At 71.9% G+C, this 16,227-nt stretch carries 13 protein-coding genes, 1 pseudogene and 1 riboswitch; of the genes and pseudogenes, 3 read left to right on the top strand and 11 right to left on the bottom strand.

Features of this window, described 5'->3' with window-relative positions; genetic code table 11:
* The 3 genes and pseudogenes from BN1056_RS06315 to hisG all read left to right on the top strand — a co-directional run.
* Positions 1-719 (top strand): annotated as a pseudogene (locus BN1056_RS06315) (DUF3866 family protein); the annotation flags it as partial.
* A 4-nt stretch (positions 720-723) separates the two neighbouring features.
* Complete coding sequence (locus BN1056_RS06320; protein ID WP_073332223.1) at positions 724-987, top strand: phosphoribosyl-ATP diphosphatase; 264 nt, start codon at positions 724-726, stop codon at positions 985-987.
* 56 nt (positions 988-1,043) lie between these two features.
* Entirely contained in the window at positions 1,044-1,889 is an 846-nt protein-coding gene (gene hisG, locus BN1056_RS06325) for an ATP phosphoribosyltransferase (RefSeq protein WP_073332221.1), read from the top strand.
* A 6-nt stretch (positions 1,890-1,895) separates the two neighbouring features.
* Here hisG and BN1056_RS06330 read toward each other — a convergent pair whose 3' ends face one another.
* The 11 genes from BN1056_RS06330 to BN1056_RS06380 form a co-directional block, all read right to left on the bottom strand.
* Complete coding sequence (locus BN1056_RS06330) at positions 1,896-2,927, bottom strand: ABC transporter substrate-binding protein (RefSeq protein WP_210579857.1); 1,032 nt, start codon at positions 2,925-2,927, stop codon at positions 1,896-1,898.
* A 107-nt stretch (positions 2,928-3,034) separates the two neighbouring features.
* Positions 3,035-3,898 (bottom strand): ABC transporter permease, encoded by an 864-nt coding sequence (locus BN1056_RS06335; RefSeq protein WP_210579858.1) that lies wholly within the window; start codon positions 3,896-3,898, stop codon positions 3,035-3,037.
* A 158-nt stretch (positions 3,899-4,056) separates the two neighbouring features.
* Positions 4,057-4,199, bottom strand: a riboswitch (FMN riboswitch).
* A gap of 48 nt (positions 4,200-4,247) precedes the next feature.
* Positions 4,248-5,375, bottom strand: a complete 1,128-nt coding sequence (gene amrS / locus BN1056_RS06340; RefSeq protein ID WP_210579859.1) for an AmmeMemoRadiSam system radical SAM enzyme — start codon at positions 5,373-5,375, stop codon at positions 4,248-4,250.
* Positions 5,372-6,790, bottom strand: a complete 1,419-nt coding sequence (gene amrB / locus BN1056_RS14665) for an AmmeMemoRadiSam system protein B (protein WP_244671555.1) — start codon at positions 6,788-6,790, stop codon at positions 5,372-5,374. The genes amrS and amrB overlap by 4 nt, the downstream gene beginning before the upstream one ends.
* 81 nt (positions 6,791-6,871) lie before the next feature.
* Positions 6,872-8,353 (bottom strand): sodium/proline symporter PutP, encoded by a 1,482-nt coding sequence (gene putP / locus BN1056_RS06350; RefSeq protein ID WP_210579861.1) that lies wholly within the window; start codon positions 8,351-8,353, stop codon positions 6,872-6,874.
* 7 nt (positions 8,354-8,360) lie between these two features.
* A complete protein-coding gene (gene dhaM, locus BN1056_RS06355) occupies positions 8,361-8,780 on the bottom strand; it encodes a dihydroxyacetone kinase phosphoryl donor subunit DhaM (RefSeq protein ID WP_210579864.1) in 420 nt (139 codons plus the stop codon).
* Positions 8,777-9,457: a dihydroxyacetone kinase subunit DhaL gene (gene dhaL / locus BN1056_RS06360; RefSeq protein ID WP_210579865.1), complete on the bottom strand. Its 681-nt coding sequence runs from the start codon at positions 9,455-9,457 to the stop codon at positions 8,777-8,779. The genes dhaM and dhaL overlap by 4 nt, the downstream gene beginning before the upstream one ends.
* 5 nt (positions 9,458-9,462) lie before the next feature.
* Positions 9,463-10,464, bottom strand: a complete 1,002-nt coding sequence (gene dhaK / locus BN1056_RS06365; RefSeq protein ID WP_210579867.1) for a dihydroxyacetone kinase subunit DhaK — start codon at positions 10,462-10,464, stop codon at positions 9,463-9,465.
* 102 nt (positions 10,465-10,566) lie between these two features.
* Entirely contained in the window at positions 10,567-11,100 is a 534-nt protein-coding gene (acpS, locus tag BN1056_RS06370; RefSeq protein WP_210579869.1) for a holo-ACP synthase AcpS, read from the bottom strand.
* Positions 11,097-11,606, bottom strand: coding sequence for a GNAT family N-acetyltransferase (locus tag BN1056_RS06375; RefSeq protein ID WP_210579870.1), 510 nt, complete (start codon positions 11,604-11,606; stop codon positions 11,097-11,099). The genes acpS and BN1056_RS06375 overlap by 4 nt, the downstream gene beginning before the upstream one ends.
* 700 nt (positions 11,607-12,306) lie before the next feature.
* Positions 12,307-16,227, bottom strand: a 3,921-nt coding sequence (locus tag BN1056_RS06380) for a beta-ketoacyl synthase N-terminal-like domain-containing protein (RefSeq protein ID WP_280516446.1), incomplete at its 5' end; no start/stop codon positions are given.

The following is a 16,227-nucleotide window of genomic DNA, read 5'->3' on the forward strand; positions in this document are numbered from 1 at the left end:
GGCCTGCGCGCCCCGCTGGAGCCGGACCGCGACGCGGCGGCGGCGCCGTCGCGGCGGCGCGAGCTGCGCGTCGTCTACGTCATGACCGACGGCGGCGCTCTGCCGCTGCCCTACTCGCGTACGGTCGCCGCCCTGCAGGAGGCGGGGCTGCTGGCCTGTTGGCGGCCCGGCTGGTGCTGGGCGCGGACGTGATCGTGGTCGCCCAGGGCCCCGGCAACCTGGGCACCGACACCCCCTGGGGCTTCTCCGGGGTGGCCTGCGGCGACGCCGTCAACGCCGTCGCCGCCCTGGACGGCCACCCGGTCGCCTGTCTGCGCGTGTCCGAGGCGGACGGCCGCGCCCGCCACCGCGGTATCTCCCACCACTCCCTGACCGCCTACGGGCGCGTCGCCCTGGCCGCGGCCGACGTCGTCGTTCCTCGCCTGGAGGGCGCCTTCGGGCGGCAGGTGTCCGAGCAGGCCGCCGCCCTGTGCGCCCCGCGCCGGCAGGGAGCCACGCACCGGCTGGTGGAGGTGCCGGTGACCGGGCTGTTCGGGGCCCTGGCCGCCGTGGAGCGGGATACCGGCGTGCGCCTGAACACCATGGGCCGTGGCCTGTCCGAGGACGCCGCCGGCTTCCTGACCGCGGCCGCGGCCGGCCGCCACGCCGCCCGGCTGGCCCAGGCCCTGCCCGCGGCCCGGGCGGGCGCGGCGACCACACCGGGGGCTGCACTACGCTGAGCCCATGAAGACTTTCGAGGACCTTTTCGCCGAGCTCAAGGACAAGGCCGCCACCCGCCCCGCCGGGTCCGGCACGGTTGAGGAGCTCGACCGCGGCGTGCACTTCATCGGCAAGAAGCTGGTGGAGGAGGCCGCCGAGTCCTGGATGGCCTGCGAGCACGAGTCCGACGAGGCCGCCTGTGAGGAGCTCAGCCAGCTGCTGTACCACACCCAGGTGATGATGCTCGCCAAGGGCTACACGCTCGAGGACATCTACCGCTACCTGTGACCGGCCCGCCGGGCCCCGCATCGACCCACCACCCACTCACCACATCAAGGACCACCGTGCTGCGCATCGCCGTGCCCAACAAGGGCTCCCTGTCCGAGCCCGCCACCACCATGCTCGCCGAGGCGGGCTACCGCACCCGCCGCTCCGGGCGGGAACTCGTCCTGGTCGACGACGCCAACCAGGTCGAGCTGTTCTTCCTGCGTCCGCGCGACATCGCCGTTTACGTCGGCCAGGGCACCGTGCACGCCGGCGTCACCGGACGCGACCTACTGCTGGACTCGGGCGTGGAGGCGATCGAGCACCTTCCGCTCGGTTTCGCCCGTTCCACCTTCCGCTTCGCCGCGCCCGCCGGCACCATGAGCACGCTCGCCGACATCGAGGGCAAGCGGGTGGCCACCTCCTACGACGTGCTCGTGCGTAACTTCCTGGCCGAACAGGGAATCAATGCTCAGACCGTGCACCTGGACGGCGCCGTGGAGTCCTCCGTGCAGCTGGGGGTGGCGGACCTGATCGCCGACGTCGTCGAGACCGGGTCCACGCTGCGTGCCGCCGGCCTGGAGACCTTCGGCGAACCGATCCTGGCCAGTGAGGCGGTGCTGATCACCACCGAGCAGTACCGCGACGAGCCCGGCCTGGCCACGCTCGTGCGTCGTCTGGAGGGGGTGTTGCGGGCCCGCTCCTATGTGCTCGTGGACTACGACATCCCCATGAACCGGCTGCACCTGGCCAGCGAGATCACCCCCGGCATCGAGTCCCCCACCGTCTCCCCGCTGCAGAACCCCGACTGGGTGGCGGTGCGGGCGATGGTCCCCCGCAAGGACGCCAACCGCGTCATGGACGAGCTCTACGCCATCGGCGCGCGCGCCATCCTGGTGTCCTCCCTGGTGGCCTGCCGGCTGTAACTATGTTCAGACGGTGAGCAGCGGGTCGCAGACGTTGTCGGAGGTCACGGTGGTCTCACCGAGCAGGCCGCGGCCGGCCAGGAAGTCGATGGTCTCCCCCACCTGCTCCGGCACCAGCGCTCCCACCACGGTGTTCTCGCTGGGGCGCACCAGCTCACCCGTGGCCACGGCCACCTCACGCGCGTTCTCGGCCTGCGTGGAGTCGACCAGGTCGGGCACGTACTCCTTGGTGGCCTCCACGGCCGCATCGGGGTCATCCACGAACTTGGTCATCCCGACGGCGGAGGCCGCCACCACCGCCTCCAGGTCGGCGCGGCGGTCGGCCAGCACCCGCGGGGTGGTGATCAGGGAGGCGCCCAGCAGCGGCACCTCCTCGCCGATCGCGATGATGCGCACGGGCATGCCGTTCTGGGCGATCTGGACGGCGTCGTTGTTGGAGAAGCCGGCGATCGCGTCCACCTTGCCGCTGGAAAGTGCGGCCTGCTGGGTGTAGCCGATCTCCTGCACGTCGACGTCGTCCTCGCTCAGCCCGGCCGAGGACAGCGCCACCAGCACCGAGTACCAGGTCTCCCCCGTCTTGCCGGGGGTGCCGATCGTCTTGCCGGCCAGGTCCGCGAGCTGGGTGATGTCGGACTCCTCGGGGACGATGATGCAGCCCGGGTAGCGCTGGTAGTAGCCGCCGATGATCACCAGCTCATTGCCGTTGGACGCGGCCACGATGGCCTCGTCGCCGCCCGCCACCACCACGTGCTCGGTCCCGGCCAGCAGCGCGTCGAACTGCCCCTCCTGCTCCCCGTGGTGACGCAGGGAGACGCCCGCCGCATAGTCGCCGTCGGCCAGGGCCAGGTAGAAGGGGGCGAACTGCACATTCGGGGTGTAGGTCATACCGATCACCAGCCCGGAGGCGTCGGCAGAGGCGGAGGCCGTCGCGGTCCGGGCGCCGGTGCCCGAGGCGCAGGCTGCCAGCAGCCCGGCGGCGCCCGCTCCCATGGCGGTCAGCAGCGTGCGGCGGGTCAAGCGGGGGGCGAGGGCGGTCATGGGGGTTCCTTTCGGTGCCGTGCGGCGGTGAGGAGAAGCGGGCGGGTAGAAGTGGGGAAAGTGGGAATCGGTTGGGAGCGGCGTTCGCGCCGCGGCGGGGCGGGCACTCAGGTGGCGCGGCGCCCCCGCATGGAGGCGACGACGCGGCTGCGGCGCTCCAGTTCATGCAGCACCCAGTGGATGGTGGTGGCGATGACGCACAGCACCACGATGGTGGAGAACAGCCCGGTGGTGTCCACGGTCTGCCGCTGGGAGGCGAGCACCATGCCCAGGCCCTCTCCGCCCATGGTCATCTCGCCGATCACGGCGCCGGTGACGGACAGGGTGAATCCCGTGCGCAGGCCGGACAGAATGGAGGGCAGTGCCATGGGCAGCTCCAGGTAAACCAGCATGGACAGTCCGTGGGCGCCGTCGAGCCGGGCGGCGTCGATGACGTCGGCGTCCAGGCCCCGCAGGCCCAGCAGGACGGTGACGGTGATGGGGAAGAAAACCATGAGCACGCACAACACCACGGTCGGCACCGTCCCATAGCCGATCCACACCACCAGCAGCGGCGCGATGGCGATGGCCGGGACCGCCTGGGAGGCGGCCACGTACGGCAGGACGGCGCGGGAGAAGCGGCGGGAGTGGTACAGGGTCCAGGCCAGGGGCAGCGACAGGGCGGCGGCGGCCAGGCAGCCCAGCAGCGCCTCGCGCAGTGTCACCCAGGTGTATCCGGCCAGGCCGCCTTGGGTGAAGGCGAGCACCAGGCGGCGGGCGACGTCGCCGGGGCTGGGCAGAAAGACCGGCGGGATCAGCCCGGCGCGGGTGATCGCCCACCAGGCCAGCAGCAGCACGGCCCCGAGGGCTGCCGGTGGGTTCAGCAACGGTCGCAGCAGACGGGACGATCCGGTACGTGGGCGCCGCGGCGCGCGGGCAGCCTCACGGTCGGCCACGCCGAGGGCGGTGCTGGCGACGGTGGCGCTGGTCATGCGCGGTGTCCTCTCCGGCTCCCCCGGAGCACCCGCCCCGGGGCACTCCGGGGTGACGGGCGGTACGCGCGTAGCGCCGCACGGCGCGGGGCCGCTGCCTACGGCCGGGATACGCCCGCATGGGAACGCACCACGATCCGCCGACGCCGGACGCGCGCCACGTGTCTCCTCCCATCCGGACTTTCACCGTCGGTGCCGGAATTCCACCGGCTCAGCCGACCGCACCCACCCTGCGGGTGGACACAACCGGGTCGCGGACTGTCACCGCCGGTTCGGACTTTCACCGACCCCGGAGCACGTTTCATGCATTGCCGACATTAGTGGCTGGTCGCAGCAGTGGCAACCCCGCTCACCAGCCCGTCGGGGCCAGGCGCCACGGGAATGCTGCCGTGCCGTCGCCGGGATCGTCGGCGTCGAAAAGGCCGGGCAGCCGCCGCCCGCAGTGCCGGCAGCAACCCGACGCATCCAGCTCGTAGGTCTCTACCGTGTAGCCGCGGCGGACGATAACCGGGGCGCCGCAGCCGGGGCAGTGCGTGGTCGCACCCTCCTCGTCGCGCACATTGCCCAGGTACACGAAGTTCAGCCCCGCATCCAGCGCCGCGCGGCGGGCCCGCCGAAGCGTCGCCACCGGCGTCGGTGGCCGGTCCAGCATGCGGTGGGCGGGGTGGAAGGCCGTCAGGTGCAGCGGCGTGTCCGCGCCCAGCGCGCCGGCCACCCAGGCGGCGAGCCGACCGATCTCCTCCGGCGAGTCGTTCAGGCCCGGGATGAGCAGCGTGGTCAGTTCCAGCCAGGTCGAGGTGTGCTCGCGCACGCGCACCAGTGTGTCCTGCACGTCGCGCAGCCGCGCCCCGGTGATCTTCCGGTAGAAGTCCTCGGTGAAGCCCTTGAGATCAATGTTGGCGGCGTCGACGGCGCCGAACAGTTCCAGCGCCGGTTCGGCACAGATCCATCCGGCGCTGACCGCGTAGGCCAGCAGTCCGCGCTCGTGGCAGGCGTGGGCGGTGTCGATGGCGTACTCGGCGAAGACCACCGGGTCGTTGTAGGTGAAGGCGACGGCGCGGGCACCCAATCGGGCGGCCTGATCGACGATGCTGCCCGGCGGGGCGTCCACGCTGAGCACCTCGATGGAGCGGGCGGTGGAGATCTCCCAGTTCTGGCAGAACTTGCAAGACAGGTTGCACCCGGCGGTGCCGAAGGACAACACCGAACTGCCGGGGTGGACATGGTTCAGCGGCTTCTTCTCCACCGGGTCCAGGCACACACCCGTGGACCGGCCGTATGCGGTCAGCACGATCCGCTCCCCGCTGCGCCGACGCACGAAGCAGAAACCCCGCTGTCCCTCCCGCAGGCGGCAGTGCCGCGGGCACAGGTCGCATTGCAGCCGGCCGTCCGGCAGCGGGTGCCACCAGCGGGCCGTGTATCCGGCGTCCCCACCCGCCGCACCCGGCCTGGAGGCGGGCGGGGCGGAGGCGGTCACGGCTCCTCCCAGGCGCGAACCCGGTAGGTCTCCACCACCAGGTCCGCATCCCAGAAACCGGCCGGCCAGCCGGCCTTGCGCTTGAGCTGGCGCAGGAAGTCGGCCGGGTCGGGCAACTCATCCCACACCTGCGGCAGGAAGGTGGCGCGCCGGGCCCCCAGCGACAGCACCACGCCGTCGATCCCCGGGCGCAGGCGACGGCGCACCTCCTGCTCATCGTGCGCATCCATGACCTCGGGCGTGGTGAGCACCGACACCTCCAGGTTCAGAACAGGCAGCTCCATCGCCGTCACGGGCGGGAAGCGCGGATCGCGCAGGGCGGCGGCCACGGCGTTGGCGACGACGTCGTCGCCGAGCGACCGGTGCGCCTCCAGCGAGCCGATGCAGCCCCGCAGGGAGCCGTCGGCGCTGCGCAGGGTGACGAAGGCGGCACCGGGGCGATCCAGCCAGGCGGGTCGCTCCCCCGCCAGCAACTCGGCGGGCGTGCCGGCCTCGGCGCCCACCGCGCGGGCGATCGCCCGGCGGGCCAGGCGCAGCAGTGTGTCTCCGGCGTCGGCGGGCGGCTCGGTCGCCTGTGGACCCGCCGCGGCGGCGGACTCGGCATCTGCGGTGGCCGCCTCATGGAGGGCGACGGCGCAGTAGCCGACCACCCGATCCGGATCGCCGGCGGTGTCGGCCGACGTGCACCGGCCCAGCAGTTCGGCGCGCATGCCGTGCTCCTGCGCCGCCAACAGCATCCCGTCAAGCGGGGTGGCGCCGCAGGCGCGGTCGTGAGTGACGGTGGAGTCCAAGGCGAGAATACGCGTGACGGTCTCCTCGTCGACGGTTACGGCCAAGTCCTGCGGCAGGTAGTGGGACAGGTCGGAGGAGATGATGATGACGGTCTCCGGCCCGCCCCACAGCGCGTTGATCACGTCGGCGACGGTGCGCGCCGAGGCGTCCCCGGCAGCCAGCGGCACCACCGCGACGTCAGCCCCCAGGACGGTCTGGATGAAGGGCAGCTGCACCTCCAGGGAGTGCTCCCAGGCGTGTACCTCCGGCGCGGTGCTCACGCCGGGCAGGGCGGCCGCCTGCGCGCAGCCGGCGGCGTCGACATTCAGCACCCCCAGAGGCGTGGCCAACTGGTCGGCGCCGGGCAGCGCGAGTCCCCGCACCGGCACCCGGTGGGTGGGTCCCAGCAGCACCACCCGGGTGATGCGTCCCCGGCCGGCCTCCAGGCGGGCGTAGGCGCGCGCCGCCATGGGGCCGGAGTAGACGTAGCCGGCATGCGGGACGACGACGGCCTTGGGCACGGCCGGGGCGTCGGACAGCTGGGCCCGCGCCCGGGTGAGCAGGTCGGCGAGCATGCGCTTCAGGGCGCGCGCATCCCCGGGGTAGAAGCTTCCGGCGACGGCGGGACGGCGGACGGTCTTCATGGTGGTCTCTCCCTTGAGCACCACCAGGATACTCCGGCCGGGCCCGCATGTATCCGGTGCGGCCCGGCCGGCCGACAGGTCTCAGCGGGCGGCGGCCACGGCGGCGTCGAACTCGCCGGCGACGGCGTGGTCCGGCGTGCCGGCGCGGGACACGGCCCAGGCGGCGAGCAGGTTCGCGGCGAAGCCGGGGGCTAGCTCGTACAGGTCGAAGATGCCGCCGGGCCCGCCGGAGACATTGCCCCAGATCATGACGACGACGGCGCCGGCGATAATGCCGGCGAAGGCGCCCGTGGCGGTCAGCCTCCGCCAGTACAGGCACAGCAGGACCGTGGGGCCGAAGGAGGCGCCGAAGCCCGCCCAGGCGAAGGCGACCAGCGCCAGGATCGTGTCATTGGGCGTCCAGGCCATGGCCGCGGCGATCACGGCCACGCTCAGCACCGCGAAGCGCGAGTACATGACCAGCCGACGCTGGGAGACCTGCCGGTGGAAAACCTGGCGGTACAGGTCCTCGATCAGGGCGGAGGAGGTGACCAGCAGCTGGCTGGAGATGGTGGACATGATCGCGGCGAGGATGGCGGCCAGCATGAACCCGGCCACGAAGGGGTGGAACAGCAGCTGCCCCAGGCTGATGAACACGGTCTCAGGGTTGGTCAGGGCGGCGCCGTCGTGCTGGTAGATCGCCACACCGACGATGGCGGTGGCGGCCGCCCCGGCGACGGCGAACAGCATCCAGCCGATGCCGATGCGGCGGCCGGCCACGGCCTCCTGCGGGCTGCGCAGCGCCATGAAGCGCACGATGATGTGTGGCTGGCCGAAGTAGCCCAGGCCCCAGGCCAGGGAGGAGACGATGCCGATCACGGAGGTGGTGGGTCCGAGCACCGCCCAGTAGTGCGGGTCCACTTCACTGACCGCCCGCAGGGTCGGCCCCAACCCGCCCAGGCGCGTCACGCCGACAACGGGCACGGCGATCAGCGCGGTCACCATCATGACTCCCTGCACCAGGTCGGTGTAGGACACTGCCAGGAAGCCGCCCACCAGTGTGTACATCACCGTAATGGCGGCCACCAGGGTCAGACCCAGCCGGTAGTCCAGGCCGAAGGAGGACTCGAAGAAGGTGCCGCCGGAGACCATCCCGGAGGAGACGTAGAAGGTGAAGAACACGACGATCACGCCCCCGCTGGCCCAGCGCAGCAGGTGCCGGTCGTCGTGCAGCCGGTTGTCCAGGAAGCTGGGGATGGTGATGGAGTCGTGGGCCACCTCCGTGTAGGAGCGCAGCCGGGGCGCCACATAGCGCCAGTTCAGCCAGGCCCCCACCGTCAGTCCGACGGCGATCCAGGCCTCCACCAGCCCGCTGGCGTACAGCGCCCCGGGCAGCCCCATCAGCAGCCAGCCGGACATGTCGGCGGCGCCCGCAGACAGTGCGGTGACCGCGGGCCCTAGCCCGCGGTCAGCCAGCATGTAGTCGTCCAGGGAGTCGTTATGACCGTAGGCCCACCAGCCGATCGCCACCATTCCAACGAAGTAGATGATCATCGAGATGGCTTGGAAGGTCGTCTCGGTCATGGTGCTCCTAGTCGGGTGGGGGGCCTGCAACCTGCCGCAGTTTAAGTGACGCGGCGGCGTCGGCGTCGGCCTGTACCGCATCCAGGTCCTTGCCGGTGCCGGCCGCCGCGTAGGCGGCGACCAGGCCCTCCACCAGCGCGCCGCCGGACAGGCGCACGCGCGCGGTCAGGTCCGGGTCCAGCAGTTCCAGGGCCATCTGGGCGCTGAGCACGCCGCTGCCCAGGTCTGCCAGCACCAGTACGCCCGTGCCGTCGTCGGCGCGCTCGATCGCCGCCATGATTTCGGTGGCGTCCGTGCCCAGGGAGCCGTCGGGCAGGCCCGCCGCCACCTCTGTGGGCGCATCCAGACCTGGAATCAGCCCCTTGGCGAGGGCGACGGCGGCGTCGGCGAGCGGGCGTGAATGAGAGACGACGACGATGCCCGTCATGCGGCGTCCGCCGTCTGGCCGGAGACGACGTCGGCGAGCGCCCGCACGATCAGAGCGGTGGAGGCGGCGCCCGGGTCGATGTGACCGACGGACCGCTCCCCCAGGTAGGAGGCGCGCCCCTTCTTCGCCAGCATCGGCTCGGTGGCGTCCCGTCCGGCCGCCGCGGCGTCGGCGGCGGCATTGACCGCGGCCGCGAAGGCGCCGTCCGTGCCGGCACGGAGCGCCTCCAGGGCCGGGTACCAGGCGTCCAGCATGGTCTTGTCCCCCGCCTCGGCGTTACCCCGCTGCACAATGCCGCCAATGCCGGCCTCCACGGCGTCGACCAGGGCGGCGGTGTCGATGGTCTCGTGCTTGGCGCAGGCGGTGGACATGCGCAGGAAGAAGGTGCCGTACAGGGGTCCGGCGGCACCGCCGACCTTGGAGATCAGCGCCATCGCGGTCTGCTTGAGGACCGCCGCCGGGGAGTCCGGCTCCGCTCCCAGCGCCTCGGCGGCGGCGGTCAGGCCACGCTTCATGTTGGCGCCGTGGTCGGCGTCGCCGATAGCGGCGTCCAGGGCGGTCAGATAGTCCGCCTGCTCGGTGACCAGGGCGCATGCGCGCCGGATCCAAGCGGCCACATCCGTGGCGGCCAGCGTCGTCAGCGGGGCGGAGGGGGTCTGTGCAGTTGAAGTCGTCATGGCGCTCAGACCCCCCAACGCAGGCCGGGCGTGTTCACCGGAGCGTCCCACAGGCCGAGCATGTCTTCATCGGCGCGCACCAGCGTCAGCGAGCAGCCCGCCATGTCCAGGCTGGTGATGTAGTTGCCCACCAGCGAGCGCTCCACCTTCACCCCGGCCGCGTCAAGCTGCTTGGCGACCTCGCCGTACATCAGGTACAGCTCCAGGAGCGGGCTGGCGCCCATGCCGTTGAGCAGCGCAATGACGCCCCGGTCACCTTCCGGCAGTTCGGCCAGGATGGGGTCGACCAGCTGCTTGGCGATCTCGCTGGCGGGGGCGATCTTGTCCCGATGCCGGCCGGGCTCGCCGTGAATGCCGATGCCGATCTCCATCTCATCCTCGGGCAGGTCGAAGGACGGCTTGCCGTTGGCGGGCACGGTGCAGGAGGTAAGCGCCATGCCCATGGAGCGACCGGCCTCGGAGGTGCGCTTGGCGATCGCCGCCACGTCGGCGAGGGAGCGACCCGCTTCGGCGGCGGCGCCGGCGATCTTCTCCACGATCACGGTCACGCCCACGCCGCGGCGGCCGGCGGTGTATAGGGAGTCCTCCACGGCGACGTCGTCGGCGGTCACAACCGTGGCGATTTCCGTGCCGGACTCGGCGGCGACCATCTCCGCGGCCATGTCGAAGTTCATGACGTCGCCGGTGTAGTTCTTGACAATGTGCAGTACGCCCGCGCCCCGGTCTACGGCGGCGGTAGCGGCGGAGACCTGGTCGGGAACGGGCGAGGTGAAGATCTCCCCCGCGCAGGCGGCGTCGAGCATGCCGAAGCCGACGAACCCGCCGTGCAGCGGCTCGTGGCCACTGCCCCCGCCGGAGACGATGGCGACCTTGCCATCCTCCTTGGGGGTGGCCCGGTAGACGATGTGCTGGTCAACATCCACCCGGAGGCGGTCGGGGTGTGCCGCGGCCATTCCGGCCAGCGCGTCGGTCACGACGCCGTCGACGGAGTTAATGAGCTTTTTCATGGCAGAACTGTACCGCGGATGAGTCGCCGATCACTGCCTCGGCCCCATTCGGCGTCCGGTTCGATACAGAGAGCGGGTGTGGCTTGCCAGCGTCGGCGCGGCTCACGCGCGATCGGGGCGGTCAAGCGAGGCGGCGTCGCTTGCGGAGTAAAGCACGACGGCGGCCGCCCAGTCGCCGTCGTGAGTCAGGGATACGGGCCAGTGCTGCGGGTCCGCGGCGCCGTCGCCCAGGGAGTCGGTGACGGCAACGGCTACGGCGCCGGTCAGCCGCAGCGACGGCCTCCCCCAGCGGTCGGTGATCAGTTCGATCTCCCGCCAGTCGACCGTCTCGGGCGACAACTGCGGAGGGACCGCCCGCCCGGCGCTGGTGTTAACGGCTTGGGACCAGGCCTTGATGAAGGCCTCCTTCGCGGCCCAGCGGCCGGCCAGGTGCTCGGCCTGCGCCGAGCCGGTGGCGTCGGCCCGGCGGGCGGCGTCGCGCCGCTCGCGCGCGGTGAAGGCCCGCTCGGCGAAGACGGTGCCCGGCTGGTGCAACTGCTCGGCCAGGCCGGGGACGTGCACCAGGTCTACCCCGACGCCGAGTACACCGGCTCCGACCGGCACCTTGGGCAGGCTGGGTGGATTGGGCTGGCTCATGGGGCCAGTGTCTCGCACCAGCCGGCGGGCCGGCGCATGGTGACCACCGGGAGCACGCCTCGCCACAGCGCGTCCGAGCCCGGAACTGCTTTGAATCCGAGTCGTATGTAGAAGCGTTGCGCCCCGCGGTTGAAGCGGGCGACTTCCAGGTCGACCGGCCGGGCCGGGTCCAGTCCCGCCAAGGCCGCCCGGGCCAACGCGCTGCCGACCCCGTGGGACCGGAACGCGGCATCTATGTAGAGCGCCTGAAGGTGCTGGTCGCCTGCGTCTCCGAGCTGTGTGAGAGCGACGCCGATGATCTCGCCGTCACCGCCGTCGGCAACCATGTAAGAGCCTCGTTCCCCGGAGTCCGCGTCCTGTGCCAGGCGGGCGATGCCTTCGTCACTGAGCCGAGGCTTCCAGATTTCATCGATCCACTGCCGGGTGGCCCCTTCGGGGTGGACGTAGGTGTCGCACCAGGCGCGATACCACACTCCTGTGGCCGCACGGGCGTCTGAGGCGCGCATGGGGCGCACCGTGAACAAGCAGTCTTCGCATCGGTACGCGGCCCGGCTGGCCTTGCTCATCACTCAATCCTAAGTCGGCTTTTCATGGCTATTCGTGTCGGCGGGTGTGCGAGGCAGACGCTCAACCAGGCGCCCCCGATCTTTTGCCCAGTCGGTACACGATTCAGGCAATGATAAGTGCACCGGCATCCTAGAAGTCATGGCCTCAAAGCTCCCAAAGCTGTGGAAACAACGCAGTACCTTCGTGTGGGGGCGTACCTTCTGGCTGTCGATTCGGCACATCTTGTGACGGTTCGTAACTTCTGGTCGACGATTCGTACTCTCTGACGACGGTACGTACATCTAGGTGCCGAACCGTCGCATACAAGTACGAATCGTCGGTGCAAAGGTACGAACCGTCAATACACAGACCACCACGAGCACGAACCCCGCGGGAAACACCACCGCACGGTGAGGCCCCAGTCCCGGCCCCAAGGAAGGCTCCGGGAGTACGCAAAGACCGGACGCCCGGAAGAATCCCTGCCCTCGTAAAGAATGGGCGGGCCGAATCAGCCTACGGGTCGCGATATGTCCGAACCGCGCACATATTCGCGCCGACAACCCCGCGATGAGCCCGACGGTGCGGTGGCCCCGGGAACCGAAGCTCCCGGGGCCACCGCTGCTACCGGTGCCGGCATCTCATTGGTGCCGGTGTCGGAGGTTAGGCGAGTTCGCCGGTGTGGTACACACCATCGGCGCCGAGGCGTGCCTGCGGGTCGAGCAGCATGGCGGCCTCAACCTCGTGCGGGTCGCGACCCTTGCGCTCCTCGCCCAGGCGCCGGCCGTCGATCTGCTCGAACAGCGGGGCGCGACCGATCATGCCGGCGCGGCGCTGCCGCGTACCGGCCGCCAGGCGCCGGTTAGCGGAAGCCACCCAGGCGTCCACGGCCTCCTGGCCGCCCTGCGCGCGCAGCGCCGCCTCGAAGGCACCGGGGTGCACCAGGGCGATCAGGCCGGAGACGTGTCCGAAGCCGAGGCTGGTGAGCAGGCCGGCGCGCACCGGGCCGGCGCCCGGGACGCGGCCGTCCGCTCCACCGCGGCCCGCCAGGCGGATCGGGGTACGCGGCCACACCCAGAAGGCGTCCCGCTCCAGCGGGGCGTCCACCACGTCCAGGCTGGTGTTTCCGGGGGCCACGCCGGTGGCCAGAATCTCGGCCAACCCCGCCACCTGGAACAGTGCGGCACCGCCCTTGGCGTGACCGGTGATCGTCTTCTGGGAGACGGCCACCAGCGGGTTGCCCTCGCTGCGGCCCAGGGCGCGAGCCAGGCGGGTGTGCAGCTCGGACTCATTGGGGTCGTTGGCACCGGTGGAGGTGTCGTGCTTGGAGACCACGGCGATGTCGTCGGCCTCCACGCCCAGAGCGGCCAGGGCCTTGGCCAGACGGGAGTCCTTGCCGCCGCGGCCCGCGCCGAGCGCACCCAGCCCGGGGGCGGGGATGGAGGTGTGGGCGCCGTCGGCGTAGGAGGAGACGAAGCCGATCACACCCGCCACCGGCAGACCCAGTCGGGCCGCCACGGAGCCGCGGGCCAGGATCACCGTGCCGCCGCCCTCGGCCTCCACGAAGCCGCCGCGACGGCGGTCGTTGGCGCGGGAGAAGTGGCGGGCCGAGATGCCCTTGGCGTACATGGCCTCGGCCTCTGCGGTGGCGTTCATGTTGCCGAAGCCGACCACCGACTCGATCGAGATGTCGTCGATGGCGCCGGCCACCACCACGTCGGCCTTGCCGAGCGCGATCTTGTCCCAGCCCTCCTCGATGGACACCGCCGCGGTGGCGCAGGCCGAGACCGGCTGCACCATGGAGCCGTAGCCGCCGATGTAGGACTGCATCACGTGCGCAGCCACGACGTTGGGCAGGGCCTCCTGCAGGATGTCGCTGGGGCGCTCCTCACCGAGGAAGCGGCCGACGAACATCTTGCGCATGGACTCCATGCCGCCGAATCCGGTGCCCTGCGTGGAGGCCACGTCGGAGGGGTGAACCGCCGCCAACAGCTCGGCCGGGGAGAACCCGGCAGACAGGAAGGCGTCCACCGCGGTGACCAGGTTCCAGGAGGCGATGGTGTCCATGCCCTGCACCATGGCGGCGGGGATGCCCCAGCGCTCCGGGTCGAAGTCGACCGGGAACTGGCCGCCGACGGTGCGCGAGAGCGTAGCGCGGCGCGGCACTCGGGCCAGCGACCCGGCCAGGCGGGTGACGGTCCACTCCCCCGAGGGGGCGCCGTCGACCAGCTCCGGGGTCACCAGCGTGTGCTCGGGGTCGGTGACCTCGATGGTGCGGGCGGTGGCCTCGTCGGCCACGGTGAGGGTGATGTCGTGGTCCAGGTAGACGGCGACCTCCTCCGGGCCCTCGGTGGCGATCACGCCGTCGTCGACGAACTCGCGGATGCCGCAGCGGGCCACGACCTCGTCGCGGTAGCGGGCGTAGATATCCGACTCGTCGACGAACTCCCCATCGGTGTCGTACCAACCGGCCTTGGGGCTGTCCTGCCAGGTGAGCAGGCCCATGCCCCAGGCGAGTTCGAGCACGCCGGCGGCGGTCAGCTCGACGTCGTCGCCGCCGGTCATGCCCAGCTCCGCCTCGCGGCGGGTGCGGCCCGAGCCCCAGGTGGAGACCTCGCCGGTGGAGACCACTACAACCAGGTCGTCCAGGTCGGCGTTCACCTCGCCCCAGTCGGGGGCCGTGGGCTGGGTGGGTACGTGCGGGGTCGGCAGCGCCTTGATGCTCGCCTGAGCCGCGGTTTCGGCCTGCGGGGCCGGCGCGGTCGCGGCGGCGCTCTCGCGCAGGGCCACCAGGTCGACGTCGTCGCCCAAACCGCCGGTGAGGTCGGCCTCGACGGGCGCCTGGGCGGCGCGGCCGCGCACCTCGGTGGTGCACAGCTCGACGAGTTCGGCGGCGATCTCCTGGGTGGACCAGGTGCGTACGCCGGCGGCCTCGACGGCCGCCACCAGCGGGTCGTTGCCGCCCATCAGGCCGGTGCCACGCACCCAACCGATGCGCGGGTGGGCGAGGGTGACCCGCCCGGACCAGTTCTTCTCCGCGCGCCAACGGTTCACCACGGCGTCCAGGGCGGACTTGACCTCGCCGTAGGCGCCGTCACCGCCGAAGGTGCCGCGGTTGGGCGAGCCCGGCAGCACCACGTGCAGACGGTGGTCCACATGCGTGTCGGTGCCGATGGCGGACAGGGCGGAGATGGTGCGCTCCACACTCCACAACAGCAGCCGGGTCTGCGACTCGGCGGCCGGGCCGGCGTCCGCGAGAGTGCCGACCACGCGCGGGGCGGCGAAGGGGAACAGCAGCGTCGGAACCAGCGCCTCCTTGACCAGTTGCGTGGAGCCGCCGGAGGTAACCGTCTGGTCGTTGCCGATCCAGTCGGCCAGGGCGTCCACGTCCCGGTAGGAGGCCAGGTTCGCGGGCACCATCCACAGGCGGGCGCCGGCGGAGGCGTGCTCGCGGTACAGGTTGGTGGCGAAGGCCAAGCGCTCGTGGGTCAGTCGGGAACTGGTGGCGACGACGGTCGCGCCTCCGGCCAGCAGCTCCCCGACGACGGCCGCGGCGATCGAGCCGGGGGCCACACCGGTGACCACGGCGACGTCGTCCGCCCAGCGGACCGAGTCCGCACCGGCGACCGGCTTCTGGGCGGCCGCGGCGGCGATCGCCTCGGCGATCTCGGCGCGACGAGCCAGGTCCGGCGCCTCCGCCCCGGCGTCGGCGGCGGCGCGCAGCTGCCGCCCCCACCAGGCGGCCTGGTCGGCCACGGCGGCCCCCAGGCCGGTGAAGCGCTGCGGGGCCAGCTGCTCGGCGGCCGTAGCCAGGTCGGTCTCGCCGTTGCCCAGGCGGGCCAGGTCCTCGCGGGCGGAGGCCCAGCGGTCGTCGATGAGGACGGCGCGGTCGGCCGAGAAGGCGGGGGTCACGGACTTGACCCAGCCGGAACCGAGCTCGGCGTCGATCGCCGCGAGCGCGGCGCGGGTGGCGGCCGCCTCGTCGTCGGCGTCGGCGGGCACGCCCGCCTTGTCGGCCAGGCCCAGGGCATCGAGCAGCGTACGGGCGGTGTTGGCCAGCACCCCGTCGGCACCGGTCACCTGCGCGGCGAAGGCGTCCAGGGCGGCGGAGTCAACCACCGCTCCCCCGGCACCGCCGGCGCTCGGCATGGCCACGCTCACCCCGTGGGCGGAGGCGACGGCCTGCACGGCGGCGTCGATCAGGGCGTCCACGGCGCCGGCGTTGGTCAGCGGCGCGGAGGAGCCCAGCGTGGCCAGGTCCTCGCCGCGCATGGAGGCGCCCTCACGGGTACCCAGGAACAGCTCCGCGGTCACGTGGGCGACCCAGCCGTCACCGAGCCCCCAGGTGCCCTTCACGCGCTCACCGACGCGGCCGGCGCGCACGCCGGAGGGGCCGAGGATCCGGCCCAGCCCGGTGCGGGTGGCGTCGGCCAGCACGGGGCCGAAGGGCTTGTAGCCGGGGGCGCCCTTGGCGACGATGCCGGCCAGCGTGTTCATGTCGGCGTCGGCGGCGCCGTCGATGCTGGCCAGTTGCAACTCGGTGCCCAGGTCCATGAGCAGCTGGTTGCGGCGCGAGGACACGCC

The organism is Actinomyces succiniciruminis (genome assembly GCF_900002405.1).
In the GTDB taxonomy this organism is placed as follows: Bacteria; Actinomycetota; Actinomycetes; order Actinomycetales; family Actinomycetaceae; genus Actinomyces; species Actinomyces succiniciruminis.

Coding starts and splice junctions, on each gene's coding strand:
- BN1056_RS06320 (WP_073332223.1), top strand. CDS start 724: ATGAAGACTTTCGAGGACCTTTTCGCCGAGCTCAAGGACAAGGCCGCC.
- BN1056_RS06330 (WP_210579857.1), bottom strand. CDS start 2,927: ATGACCGCCCTCGCCCCCCGCTTGACCCGCCGCACGCTGCTGACCGCC.
- BN1056_RS06335 (WP_210579858.1), bottom strand. CDS start 3,898: ATGACCAGCGCCACCGTCGCCAGCACCGCCCTCGGCGTGGCCGACCGT.
- amrB (WP_244671555.1), bottom strand. CDS start 6,790: ATGAAGACCGTCCGCCGTCCCGCCGTCGCCGGAAGCTTCTACCCCGGG.
- putP (WP_210579861.1), bottom strand. CDS start 8,353: ATGACCGAGACGACCTTCCAAGCCATCTCGATGATCATCTACTTCGTT.
- dhaM (WP_210579864.1), bottom strand. CDS start 8,780: ATGACGGGCATCGTCGTCGTCTCTCATTCACGCCCGCTCGCCGACGCC.
- dhaL (WP_210579865.1), bottom strand. CDS start 9,457: ATGACGACTTCAACTGCACAGACCCCCTCCGCCCCGCTGACGACGCTG.
- dhaK (WP_210579867.1), bottom strand. CDS start 10,464: ATGAAAAAGCTCATTAACTCCGTCGACGGCGTCGTGACCGACGCGCTG.
- acpS (WP_210579869.1), bottom strand. CDS start 11,100: ATGAGCCAGCCCAATCCACCCAGCCTGCCCAAGGTGCCGGTCGGAGCC.
- BN1056_RS06375 (WP_210579870.1), bottom strand. CDS start 11,606: ATGCGCGCCTCAGACGCCCGTGCGGCCACAGGAGTGTGGTATCGCGCC.